The following is an 11,565-nucleotide window of genomic DNA, read 5'->3' on the forward strand; positions in this document are numbered from 1 at the left end:
GGTCAGCCTTCCCGTTCGGCCTGGCGCAGCCCGCGGTACCAGGCCAGGGTTCGGTGTTCGACGAGGCGGAACAGCGCGGAGAGGGCGACGCCGATGAGGCCCAGCAGGATGATGCCGGTCCACATCTGCGGGATGGCGAAGCCGCGCTGGAACTGCACGATCGCCGCGCCGAGACCGCGGTTGGCGCCGAACAGCTCGCTGATGACCATGAGGATGACGCCGATGGACAGCGCCTGGCGGGCGCCGGTGACGATGCGCGGACTGGCCGCACGCAGGATCACGTGCTGCAGCGTGGTGCGCCGGCCCAGCCGGTAGGAGCGGGCGGTGTCGCGCAGGACCTCGTCGACGGACCGGACCCCCTCCACGGTGTTGAGCAGGATCGGCCACAGGCAGCCCAGCGCGATCGTGACCAGCTTCGCCGTCCAGCCGGTGTAGCCGGCGAACAGCGCGATGACCGGGATGAGCACCGGCGGCGGGATGGCCCGGAAGAACTCCAGCGTCGGCTCGCACAGCGCGCGCAGCGTGCGCGACGACCCGATCGCGGTGCCGGCGGCCACCCCGGCGACGACGGCGATGAGGTAGCCGACGGCCAGCCGGGCCAGGCTGGGCAGCACGTCGTGCAGGATCGGGTCGAGCGTCCACGTCTCCGGGAAGGCCCGGACGATGGTGGCCAGCGGCGGCCAGAAGAAGCTGGTGCTGCCGGCGGAGGCCAACCACCAGACCGCCACCAGCACGACGGGCAGGCCGGCGGCGAGCGCGGCGCGCCGCAGGAGTTCTCGCGCCTTCACAGATCCCCCCGTACCGAGGTGTGCCAGCGCAGCACCCGCCGCTCGACGGCCCGCGCGGACGCGTTGACGAGCACGCCGACGACGCCGACGACGATGACGAGCGCGTAGGTCTCGGCCACGGCGCCGGAGCTCTGCGCGACGCCGATCGAGCGGCCCAGGCCGGGCACGCCGATGATCAGCTCGGCCGTGATCTCCAGGATCAGGGCCACGGCCGCGGCGAGGCGGAACCCGGTGACGACGTACGGCAGGGCGGTGGGCCACACGACGGTGCGCACGACCGCCCAGCGGGAGAACCGGTAGGAGCGGGCGGTGTCGCGAACGACCGGGTCGACGTCGGCCACGCCGTAGAGCACCTGGACGAGCACCTGCCAGAAGGCCGCGTACACCACCAGGACGAGCGCCGACTGCAGCTGGCTGCCGTAGATGAGCACGACGAGCGGGATCAGCGCGACCGAGGGGATCGGCCGGAGGAACTCGATCGTGGAGGCGGTGAGCGCGCGCAGCAGCGGCACGCTGCCGATCACCACGCCGAGGACGATGCCGGCGAGCATCGCGATCGCGAGGCCGAGCGCCCAGCCGCGCAGGGTCTGGCCGAGCGCGGTCCAGAACCCGCCGTCGGCCAGCGCGCCGCCGAGGCTGCGGGCGATGGTGCTGAACGGCGGCAGGAACCGGCGGTCGACGGCGCCGACGCGGGGCAGGACCTCGACCAGGGCGACGACGAAGGCCAGGCCGGCGAGGCCGAGCGCCGGCTGGCGCCACCGCTCGAACAGCGGTTGCCGCAGGGGCCGGCCGGAAACCGGCCCCTCGGTGGTCGGTGCGGCAGGCGTCACGGCAGCAGCGTGTCGAGGGTCAGCGGCTTGGTGATCAGGCCGTCCGCCTTGGCCAGGTCGCCGAGCAGTTGGACCGAGTCGCGGTCGACCGCGCTCGGCCACTTGGGCAGCACGAGCTTGGCCTGCACGGCCGGGTCGATCTTCGTGTACGTGCTCAGGACCGCGCGGACCTCGTCGGGGTGCGCGGCGGCGTACTCCATCGACTTCTGCATCGCCGCGGTGAACGCGGTGACCAGCTTGGGGTTCTGCTGGGCGAACTGCTGCGACGTGAAGTACATGCCGACGGTCAGGTCGGCGTCGGTGCCGGCGTAGTTGGAGACCACCTGCCGGAAGCCCTGGCCGGTGGCGATGGTCAGGAACGGCTCGACGACCTGGCCGGCGTCGACGTCGCCCTTCGCCACGGCCGCGGCGATGTCCGGGAAGGCCAGCTCGACGAAGCTGATCGTCGACGGGTCGCCGCCGGCCTTCTTCACCACGTTGTTGATCGTCGTGGTGTTGATGTTCTTCAGGGTGTTCACGGCGATGCGCTTGCCGGCTAGGTCCTTGGCCGTCTTGATCGGGCTGTCGGCCTTGACGACGACGGCGCCGAAGTCCTCGCCCTCCTTGCCGGTGGAGGCGACCCCGGCGGCGGCGACCTTGAGCGGCAGGCCCTGCGAGTTCGCGAGCAGCAGCGAGGTGGTGTTGCTGAACCCGAACTGGTACTGCCCGCTGACGACGGCCGGCACGATCGCCGCGCCGCCCTGGGCGGTCTCCAGCGTCACGTCGAGCCCCTCCGCGGTGAAGAAGCCCTGCTTGACGCCGAGGTAGATCGGCGCGACGTCGACGATCGGGATGACGCCGATCTTGACCTTGGTGACGCCGCCCGACGAGGTCGGGGCGGTGCCCGTGCCGCCGTCGCCGCACCCGGCGGCGGTGACGAGGGTGGCGAAGGCGCCGAGGGCAAGGACGGAACGACGACGCAACTGGACCGCTCCGGTGGGGGCGTGGGGTCGGGGCATGGGTCCTCCTGGTGGACGGCGAGCGCCCGGCGGGGCGCGCGCGGAGTCGACGAGGCGGACGTTACACATATCGTCAACAATTGTGAAGTCAATCTTGCCTGCTGTTCAAGCCAGTGTGAACCTCGTGATTGCGAAGTTGTTGACAATCTGGGCGCGCTGTTCGAGGGTCTGAACATGGCAACGCACTACGTGGTCCGGTCCGTCGACCGGGCCGAACCGGACGTCATCGCCGCGCTGCGCGAGGCGGGCGTCGCCACCGCCCACGAGGCGGCCGGCCGCGTCGGCCTGCTCGGCCCGGCGATCCAGGCCCGCCAGACCGGCCACGCGATCGCCGGCTCGGCCATCACGGTCTCCTGCCACCCCGGCGACAACCTCATGATCCACGCCGCCGTCGAGGTCTGCCGGCCCGGCGACGTGCTGGTCGTGACCACGACCTCGCCGTCCACCGACGGCATGTTCGGCGACCTGCTCGCCACCTCGCTGCGGGCCCGCGGCGTGCTCGGCCTGGTCATCGACGCCGGCGTGCGCGACATCGCCACGCTGCGCGAGATGGGCTTCCCGGTGTGGTCCCGGGCCGTGCACGCCCAGGGCACCGTCAAGGCCAGCCCCGGCTCGGTGAACGTGCCGGTCGTCGCGGCCGGGCAGCTCGTCCGGCCCGGCGACATCGTCGTCGCCGACGAGGACGGCGTGCTCGCCCTGCCCGCCGCCCGCGGCCGGGCCGTGGCCGGCGCCGCCGCCGAGCGGCTGGCGAACGAGGCCGGCAAGCGCGAGCGGCTCGCCGCCGGCACCCTCGGCGTCGACCTCTACAACCTCCGGCCCCTGCTCGACGAGCTGGGCGTGCGGTACGTCGACCGGCTTCCCGAGGACCCGGCATGATCGACGGCATTCCGTGCATGCAGCTGCGCGGCGGCAGCTCCAAGGGCGCCTACTTCCTGCGCGACGACCTGCCGTCCGACCCCGCCGAGCGGGACGACCTGCTGCTGCGCGTCATGGGCTCGCCCGACGAGCGGCAGGTCGACGGCCTCGGCGGCGGCCACCCGCTCACCAGCAAGGTCGCCGTCGTCTCCCGGTCGGAGGACCCCGCCGCCGACGTCGACTACCTCTTCCTCCAGGTCGTGCCCGACCGGCCGGTCGTCACCGACGCGCAGACCTGCGGCAACCTGCTCGCGGGGGTGGGGCCGTTCGCCATCGAGCGCGGCCTGGTCCCCGTCGCCGGCGACACCACCACCGTGCGCATCCGGATCGTCAACCCCACCGCCAGCCTCGTCGAGGCGACGGTGCAGACGCCGGGTGGCCGGGTTCGCTACGACGGCGACATGGCCATGGCCGGCACCCCGTTCCCGGCCGCCCCCATCCACCTGGCGTTCCCCGGCGGCGCCGCCCCGGTGTTCCCCACCGGCCGGATCGTGGACTCCATCGCCGGGCTCGACGTCACCTGCGTCGACGCGGGCATGCCGGTGGTGCTGCTGCGCGCCGCCGACCTCGGGGTGGCCGGCGACGAGGCCCCGGCGGTGCTGGAGGACGACGCGGAGCTGCGCGCGCTGGTGGAGTCGGTGCGCCTCGCCGCCGGCGCCGCCATGGGCCTCGGTGACGTCCGGGATTCGACGGTACCGAAGATGACCGTCGTCTCCGCGCCGCGCCACGGCGGCACCGTGACCACGCGGACCTTCATCCCGCACCGGGTCCACGCCGCGATCGGCGTGCTCGGCGCCGTCTCGGTCGCGGTGGCCCTGCGCACGCCCGGCACCGTCGCGAACCCCGCCGACGGCACCGGCGACGAGTTGGTCCGCGTGGAGCACCCGACCGGCACGTTCGACGTGGCCGTCGCCCTCGACCCCGACGGCGCGGCGACACGGGTGCGCCGCAGCACGGTCGTGCGCACCGCCCGCAAGCTGTCCGACGGCCTGGTCTGGCCCCGGTCTGGAAGCGTTGGAAAGGCAACCGGATGAACCCACCGCTGAACCCGGCTCCGCAGCTCACCCACGACCCCGACGGGCGCCGCGACATCGCCCACGTCGGGCCGATCGAGCTGTTCACCCCCGTCCTGGAGGCGTCGGCGGACTTCTTCGTCCGCGTCATGGGCCTGCGCGAGGTCCACCGCGACGACGACTCCGTGTACCTGCACACCTGGGACGACTACCAGTCGTGGACCGTCCGGCTGATCCGGCGCGACCGGGCCGGCATCGGGCGCACGTACCTGCGGGCCGCGAGCCCGGCGGCGCTCGCCCGGCTCACCGCTGCGGTCGGCGCGGCCGGTGCGAGCCGCGGCGTGGCCACCGACGTGCACAACCTCGGCGAGGTGCACCTGTTCGCCGACCCCGACGGCCACGAGCTCGGCCTGTACTGGGACGTCGAGTGGTACCGGGCCGACGACACCGACCGCCCGGCGCTGAAGAACCAGGCCGCCGCCTACCCGGGCCGGGGCGCCAACCTGCGCCGCCTCGACCACGTCAACTACCTCACCGCCGACGTCCCCGCCACCTCGGCGTTCCTGCGCGACGTGCTCGGCGCCCGCTGCACCGAGCAGATCGTCAAGGACGACGGCAGCCCGCAGGCGATCTGGTACTCCGTCGGCAACAAGTCCTATGACCTCGTCTACACCGAGGACTGGACCGGCACCCGCGGCCGGCTGCACCACGTCGCGTTCGCCACCGACACCCGCGAGGAGATCCTGCGGGCCGCCGACGTCTGCCTCGACGCCGGCGTGCACATCGAGACCGGCCCGCACAAGCACGCGATCCAGCAGACGTTCTTCCTCTACGTGTGGGAGCCGGGCGGCAACCGCATCGAGCTCTGCAACGCCGGCGCGCGGCTCATCCTCGCGCCCGACTGGAAGACGATCAGCTGGACCAGGCAGGAGCGCGCCAAGGGCCAGGCGTGGGGGCTCAAGACCATCGAGTCCTTCCACACCCACGGCACGCCGGTCCTCGACGACGCGGCGGGAGATCCCGAGTGATCATCGACTGCCACGGTCACTACACGACCGCCCCCGCGGCGCACACCGCCTGGCGGACGGCGCAGGAGGCCGCGTACCGGGCCGGGCGGGCCGCCCCGGAGTACCCGGCGATCTCCGACGACGAGCTGCGTGCCTCGGTCGAGGACAGCCAGCTGCGGCTCATGCGGGAGCGCGGCGTCGACCTCACCGTCTTCTCGCCGCGCGCCTCGGCCATGGGCCACCACCTCGGCGACGAGGCGGTCAGCGCCGCCTGGACCCGCGCCTGCAACGACCTCGTCGCCCGGGTGGTCGAGCTGTACCCCGAGCACTTCGCCGGCGTGTGCCAGCTGCCCCAGTCGGCGGGCGCGCCGATCGCGCACTCCGTCGCGGAGCTGCGCCGCTGCGTGGCGGAGCTCGGGTTCGTCGGCTGCAACCTCAACCCCGACCCGAGCGGCGGGCACTGGACGTCGCCGCCGCTCACCGACCGCAGCTGGTATCCGCTGTACGAGGCCATGGTGGAGCTCGACGTGCCGGCCATGGTGCACGTCTCCGCCGTCACCAATCCCAGCTTCCACGCCACCGGCTCGCACTACCTCAACGCCGACACCACCGCGTTCATGCAGCTGCTGCAGGCCGACCTGTTCCGGGACTTCCCGGGCCTGCGGCTCGTCATCCCGCACGGCGGCGGCGCCGTGCCGTACCACTGGGGCCGCTTCCGCGGGCTCACCGACATGCTCGGCCGGCCCCCGCTCGCCGAGGCGGTCATGCCGAACGTCTTCTTCGACACGTGCGTCTACCACCAGCCGGGCATCGACCTGCTCTTCGGCGTCATCGACGTCGACAACATCCTGTTCGGCTCGGAGATGGTCGGCGCCGTGCGCGGCGTCGACCCGCAGACCGGCCACCACTTCGACGACACCCGCCGCTACGTCGACGCGCTCGGCCTGAGCGAAGCCGACCGCCACAAGGTCTACGAGGCCAACGCCCGCCGCGTGTACCCCCGCCTCGACGCCGCCCTGCTGCGCCGGCAGACCGCCGCAGCCTGACCCCGCACCACGTCACTCAACCCCCGAGGAGACGCACCGTGCACAGACCCGTCCGCACCCTCCTGGTCGCCGCCGCACTGCTCCTGACCGCGACCGCCGCCGCCACCCCCGCCACCGCCCAGCCGGCTCGCGCACCCGGCGGCCCGGGCGGCCTCGCCGACCTGGCCGCCGTCCAGCCCGTCATGCCGTGCGCCGAGGTCATCGGCGTCAAGCTCAAGGGCGTCACGATCACGTCCGCAACCGTCGTGACCACCGGTGCGGCCCCCTACTGCGAGGTTCGCGGCACCATCGCCCCCGCGAACACCATCGTCGTCCGGCTGCCCGTCACCGGCTGGACCCAGCGCTACGTGCAGACCGGCTGCGGCGGCCTGTGCGGCAACGCCAGCATCAACTACGGCCAGTCCTCCGGCTGCCCGGTGATCGCCGACGGCACCGTCGCCAGCGCCACCACCGACATGGGCCACCAGGGTCAGAACGACGGCTCGTGGGCGGCGGGCAACCCGCAGGCCCAGATCGACTTCGCCTACCGCGGCGTCCACGAGACCGCCGTGGCCGCCAAGGCGCTCATCAAGGCCTTCTACCACCGGGCGCCGGCCTACTCGTACTTCACCGGCTGCTCCGACGGCGGCCGCGAGGCGCTCATGGAGGCCCAGCGCTACCCGGACGACTTCGACGGCATCGCCGCGGGGGCGCCCGCGAACAACATGGCGGTGCAGAACACCTTCCACCACGCCTGGAACGTCCTGGCGAACAAGGACGCGAACGGCGACTTCATCCTGCTGTCCGGCAAGCTGCCGCTCGTGCACGCCGCCGTGCTCCGGGCCTGCGACCGGATCGACGGGCTCGCCGACGGGCTGATCGACGACCCGCGGCTGTGCCGCTTCGACCCGGCGAGCCTGCACTGCGCGGCGGCCCAGGACCCGGCGACCTGCCTGACCCCGGCCGAGGCCACCGTGGTGCGCAAGCTGCACGACGGCGCCACCGACGCCCGCGGCAACCGGCTCGAGCCCGCCGTCGCCCACCCGTGGGGCTCCGAGCTCGAATGGACGCTGTTCGTGCCGGCCGCCCAGGGCCAGACCGTCGCGAGCGAGAACTTCGCGCTGTCGTATCTTCGGTACCTGGCCGACCCGAACCACCCGAACCCGGCCTACCGGCTCAGCGAACTGCAGTTCACCGTCGAGTCGTTCTGGCGGACGGTGCTGCCGTCGTCGACCTACCTGGCCGCGCTGGACCCCGACCTCGGCGCGTTCCAGCGCGGCGGCGGCAAGCTCATCCTCTGGCACGGCTGGAACGACCAGCACATCTCGACCCAGAACACGCTGGTCTACTGGGACAGCGTGCGGCGCACCATGGGGGAACGCAGCGTCGACCGGTTCGCCCGGCTCTACCTGTTCCCCGGCATGGCGCACTGCGGCGGCGGCGAGGGCCCGAACACCTTCGACGTCCTCACGCCGCTGATGTCGTGGGTGGAGCGGGCCACCGCGCCCGGCCGGATCGTCGCGGCCGGCGCGACCCGCACCCGCCCGGTGTTCCCGTACCCGACGGTGGCCCGCTACGACGGCTCCGGCAGCATCGACGACGCCGCCAACTTCGTCCCGTTCACCCCGCGCATCGAGGTCCGCAACGACGCCGCCTGGGTCGGCGAGCGGCTGTTCTCGCACGGCTACCAGACCTGGCCGCGCGCCGTGAACGGCAAGCTCGTCATGTGACCCCCCGCGCCGGTGGTGCCCGCGGGCACCACCGGCGCATCCCACCAAGGTCACCCTGGCGACGTGGCGTGGAATCCGCGGAATTGGGGTACGCAGGCGGTATGGAGTCGACCTCACCCGTCACGACGACCTGGCAGCTGCCGGCCGCGGGAGTCGACCTCGCCGGGGACCTCAGCGTGCCCGCCGGGGCCGGCGGGCTGGTGCTGTTCGCGCACGGCAGCGGCAGCTCCCGGCACAGCCCGCGCAACCGCTCGGTCGCCGCGGCCCTGCGCCGCCGCGGCCTGGGCACGCTCCTCGCCGACCTGCTCACCCCGGAGGAGGAGCGGCAGGGCGGCGTGACGTTCGACATCGCCCGCCTCGCCGACCGGCTCACCGCGATCGCCGACCTGGCCGGTTCGCGGCCGGAGACGGCCGGGCTGCCGCTCGGCCTGTTCGGCGCCAGCACCGGCGCGGCGGCCGCCCTGTTCACCGCCGCGGCCCGCCCCGGCGCCGTGCGGGCGGTCGTCTCCCGCGGCGGCCGCCCCGACCTGGCCGCGGCCGCGCTGCCGGACGTCACCGCGCCGACCCTGCTGCTCGTCGGCGCGCTCGACCTGCAGGTCCTCGACCTCAACGAGCGGGCCCGCGCGGCCCTGCACTGCCCCGTCGAGCTGCGCACGGTCGCCGGCGCCGGCCACCTCTTCGAGGAGGCGGGCACGCTGGACGTGGTGGCCGGGCTCGCGGGCGACTGGTTCACGGCCCACCTGACCGCACCGACCCCATCCACCCCGCACCGCCGCTAACGGTCCGTCCCCCCATTCGCGTCGATCTTGCACCTGTGGTGCCGGGACACTCCGTGAATGTCCGGGTTTGTCAGGCACCACAACTGCAAGATCGACGCCAGTGGGTGGCGGCGCGAGGCGGGCGGGGGTGTCGACGCCGTGTGGCACGATGGGCTTCGTGGCAGATGAGATCGTCGATGTCGTCATCGGGCCGGACGGGAAGGTCTCGATGCACGTCCAGGGCGTCGACGGGATGGCCTGCGTCGACGACACCGAGCAGCTCGTCACCCTCCTCGGCGGCGACGTCGAGTCCCAGGAGCTGACCGCCGACGCCTACGTGGCCGTCGAGACCGACGAGGTGCGCCGGCAGTGGACCTGACCCTGCACGGCGTGCTGCGGCGCAGCCGGGCCAACGGGCCGGGGGAGCGCCTCGTCGTGTGGGTCCAGGGCTGCTCGCTGGGCTGCCCCGGCTGCTTCAACCCGGGCACGCACCCGGCACGAGGCACCGCCCGGTCGGTGGACGACCTCGTCGCGACGGCCCTCGCGGACGGGGTCGAGGGCGTCACCCTCAGCGGCGGGGAGCCGCTCGAACAGCCCGCCCCGGTGGCCGCGTTCGGGGCGGCGCTGCGACCCACCGGGCTCGGCCTCATCGTGCTCACCGGCTTCACCAGGGCCGAGATCGAGCGTGACCCGGCCCGCCGCGCCGCGGTCGCCGACGCCGACCTCGTCGTCGCCGGCCGCTACCAGCGCCGCCGGCACCTCGGCGCCCGGCTGCGCGGGTCCGCGAACAAGGAGTACTGGTGGCGCACCGCCCGCTATCGCGCCGCCGACCTCGAGGCGCTGCCCGACCTGGAGGTGCTGATCGCCGCCGACGGCACCGTGACCACGACAGGGATGGTCGGCACATGACGATCGCCGAGGAGATCCGGCTGTACCTGCGGGCCCGCGTGGCGCTCATCGTCGTCGTCACCACCGAGGAGCAGCGCGCCGTCGACATCCTCGACGAGGTCCGCCGCGACCGCGACGCGACCGCCGATCTGGTCACCTGGGACCTCGCCGACCACTTCTCCTCGGCCGCCAAGCGAGCGCTGCCCGACACCGGCGACCCCGGCACCGCCCTCGACAAGATCCGGGAACTGGCGACCAAGCACCCCGAGCGGCGCGACCTGTACGTCCTCAAGGACTTCCACGAGTTCTGGGGCCGCGACCCGCGCATCCGGCGCAAGCTCAAGAACCTGGCCCAGCAGCTCGTCTACACCGGGGCGTCGCTTGTCGTGCTGTCTCCGGCCCGCACGGTACCGGTGGAGCTGCGCAACGACGCCGTCCTGGTCGACCTGCCGCTGCCGACCGCCGAGCAGCTGCGCCGCGAGCTCGACGCGCTCGTCGACGGCACCGCCGGGGTGCGCTCGACCCTCACCGGCCCCGGGCGGGCCCGGCTCGCCCAGGCCGCGCTCGGCCTCACCGTGGCCCAGGCCAAGCGCGCGTTCGCCAAGGCGATCGTGCGCGAGGGCGCCCTCGACGACCGGGGGATCGACACGGTACTGCTGGAGAAGCAGGCCGTCGTGCGGGAGAGCGGTGCGCTGGAGTTCCACCCGGCGGAGGAGACGAGCGCGGACGTCGGCGGCCTCGACGCCCTCAAGCGCTGGCTGAACCTGCGGGAGCGGGCCTTCGGCGAGGAGGCCGAGCGCTTCGGGCTGCCGGCGCCGAAGGGCCTGGCGCTCGTCGGCATCCCCGGCACCGGCAAGAGCCTCACCGCCAAGATGATCGGCGGCCTGTGGCGGCTGCCGCTGCTGCGCCTCGACGTCGGCGCGCTGTTCGGCCCGCTCGTCGGCGAGTCGGAGGAGCGGGTGCGGCTGGCCCTGACCCTCGCCGAGACGATCGCCCCCTGCGTGCTGTGGGTCGACGAGATCGAGAAGGCGCTCGCGTCCGGCGGCTACGACGGCGGCACCTCGCAGCGGGTTCTCGGCACCGTGCTCACCTGGATGCAGGAGAAGACCGCGCCGGTCTTCGTCGTCGCCACCGCCAACGACGTGACCGCGCTGCCGCCCGAGACGCTGCGCCGCGGCCGGTTCGACGAGGTGTTCTTCCTCGACCTGCCGACCGAGCGGGAGCGCCGCGAGATCATCACCGTGCACCTGCGCAAGCGCCGCCGCGACCCGGAGGCGTTCGACGTGCACCACCTGGCCCAGATCTCCGACGGCTTCGTCGGCGCCGAGCTCGAACAGGCCGTCGTCGACGCGATGTACCACGCCTTCGCCGAGGACCGCGACGTGCGCACCGCCGACGTCACCGACGCCCTGCTGCACACCGTCCCGCTGAGCCGCTCCCAGCGCGAGGTGGTCGAGCACCTGCGGGCGTGGATGCGCCAGGGGCGGGCCCAGCCGGCCTCGGTCGCCGCCGACCCGCAGGCCCCGGTGGGCGGCGTGCCCGGCCTGGAGCTCGACACCCGCGACCACTGGGACGGTGACCTGAACTGAACCGGCTCGGCGCCCACCTGCGCG

General features: G+C 73.4%; 12 protein-coding genes. 9 read left to right on the top strand and 3 right to left on the bottom strand.

Translation table 11 applies throughout. From position 1 onward, the window contains the following. Positions 1–2: 2 nt before the first annotated feature. The 3 genes from IEZ31_RS28210 to IEZ31_RS28220 are packed head-to-tail and all read right to left on the bottom strand — an operon-like array spanning position 3 to position 2,616. Positions 3–788, bottom strand: a complete 786-nt coding sequence (locus IEZ31_RS28210; protein WP_229835916.1) for an ABC transporter permease — start codon at positions 786–788, stop codon at positions 3–5. Then, positions 785–1,618: an ABC transporter permease gene (locus IEZ31_RS28215; RefSeq protein WP_229835917.1), complete on the bottom strand. Its 834-nt coding sequence runs from the start codon at positions 1,616–1,618 to the stop codon at positions 785–787. Before IEZ31_RS28215 ends, IEZ31_RS28210 begins: the two co-directional genes overlap by 4 nt. Next, positions 1,615–2,616, bottom strand: a complete 1,002-nt coding sequence (locus IEZ31_RS28220; RefSeq protein ID WP_190253024.1) for an ABC transporter substrate-binding protein — start codon at positions 2,614–2,616, stop codon at positions 1,615–1,617. The genes IEZ31_RS28215 and IEZ31_RS28220 overlap by 4 nt, the downstream gene beginning before the upstream one ends. Before the next feature lie 174 nt (positions 2,617–2,790). On the opposite strand from IEZ31_RS28220, the gene IEZ31_RS28225 reads away from it, so the two are divergent. From IEZ31_RS28225 to IEZ31_RS28265, 9 genes are all read left to right on the top strand, one after another. Further along, entirely contained in the window at positions 2,791–3,492 is a 702-nt protein-coding gene (locus tag IEZ31_RS28225) for a 4-carboxy-4-hydroxy-2-oxoadipate aldolase/oxaloacetate decarboxylase (protein ID WP_190253025.1), read from the top strand. Beyond that, on the top strand, positions 3,489–4,565 hold the full coding sequence (locus IEZ31_RS28230) for a 4-oxalomesaconate tautomerase (protein WP_190253026.1): 1,077 nt from the start codon (positions 3,489–3,491) through the stop codon (positions 4,563–4,565). Before IEZ31_RS28225 ends, IEZ31_RS28230 begins: the two co-directional genes overlap by 4 nt. After that, positions 4,562–5,572: a VOC family protein gene (locus IEZ31_RS28235; protein WP_190253027.1), complete on the top strand. Its 1,011-nt coding sequence runs from the start codon at positions 4,562–4,564 to the stop codon at positions 5,570–5,572. The genes IEZ31_RS28230 and IEZ31_RS28235 overlap by 4 nt, the downstream gene beginning before the upstream one ends. Further along, on the top strand, positions 5,569–6,597 hold the full coding sequence (locus tag IEZ31_RS28240) for an amidohydrolase family protein (RefSeq protein WP_190253028.1): 1,029 nt from the start codon (positions 5,569–5,571) through the stop codon (positions 6,595–6,597). Before IEZ31_RS28235 ends, IEZ31_RS28240 begins: the two co-directional genes overlap by 4 nt. 38 nt (positions 6,598–6,635) lie before the next feature. Then, the gene (locus tag IEZ31_RS28245; protein ID WP_229835918.1) at positions 6,636–8,306 is read left to right on the top strand and encodes a tannase/feruloyl esterase family alpha/beta hydrolase; all 1,671 of its coding nucleotides are present in this window, start codon (positions 6,636–6,638) and stop codon (positions 8,304–8,306) included. Positions 8,307–8,407: 101 nt separating this feature from the next. Next, positions 8,408–9,085, top strand: coding sequence for a dienelactone hydrolase family protein (locus tag IEZ31_RS28250; RefSeq protein WP_190253029.1), 678 nt, complete (start codon positions 8,408–8,410; stop codon positions 9,083–9,085). Between the two features lie 157 nt (positions 9,086–9,242). Then, complete coding sequence (locus IEZ31_RS28255) at positions 9,243–9,443, top strand: DUF2997 domain-containing protein (RefSeq protein ID WP_229835919.1); 201 nt, start codon at positions 9,243–9,245, stop codon at positions 9,441–9,443. Beyond that, on the top strand, positions 9,434–9,973 hold the full coding sequence (locus IEZ31_RS28260; RefSeq protein ID WP_190253031.1) for a 4Fe-4S cluster-binding domain-containing protein: 540 nt from the start codon (positions 9,434–9,436) through the stop codon (positions 9,971–9,973). Before IEZ31_RS28255 ends, IEZ31_RS28260 begins: the two co-directional genes overlap by 10 nt. Next, positions 9,970–11,541, top strand: a complete 1,572-nt coding sequence (locus IEZ31_RS28265; RefSeq protein ID WP_190253032.1) for a Ycf46 family AAA ATPase — start codon at positions 9,970–9,972, stop codon at positions 11,539–11,541. The genes IEZ31_RS28260 and IEZ31_RS28265 overlap by 4 nt, the downstream gene beginning before the upstream one ends. Positions 11,542–11,565 lie beyond the last annotated feature (24 nt).

Source organism: Dactylosporangium sucinum (assembly GCF_014647515.1).
In the GTDB taxonomy this organism is placed as follows: Bacteria; Actinomycetota; Actinomycetes; order Mycobacteriales; family Micromonosporaceae; genus Dactylosporangium; species Dactylosporangium sucinum.

Coding starts and splice junctions, on each gene's coding strand:
- IEZ31_RS28220 (WP_190253024.1), bottom strand. CDS start 2,616: ATGCCCCGACCCCACGCCCCCACCGGAGCGGTCCAGTTGCGTCGTCGT.
- IEZ31_RS28225 (WP_190253025.1), top strand. CDS start 2,791: ATGGCAACGCACTACGTGGTCCGGTCCGTCGACCGGGCCGAACCGGAC.
- IEZ31_RS28230 (WP_190253026.1), top strand. CDS start 3,489: ATGATCGACGGCATTCCGTGCATGCAGCTGCGCGGCGGCAGCTCCAAG.
- IEZ31_RS28235 (WP_190253027.1), top strand. CDS start 4,562: ATGAACCCACCGCTGAACCCGGCTCCGCAGCTCACCCACGACCCCGAC.
- IEZ31_RS28250 (WP_190253029.1), top strand. CDS start 8,408: ATGGAGTCGACCTCACCCGTCACGACGACCTGGCAGCTGCCGGCCGCG.
- IEZ31_RS28265 (WP_190253032.1), top strand. CDS start 9,970: ATGACGATCGCCGAGGAGATCCGGCTGTACCTGCGGGCCCGCGTGGCG.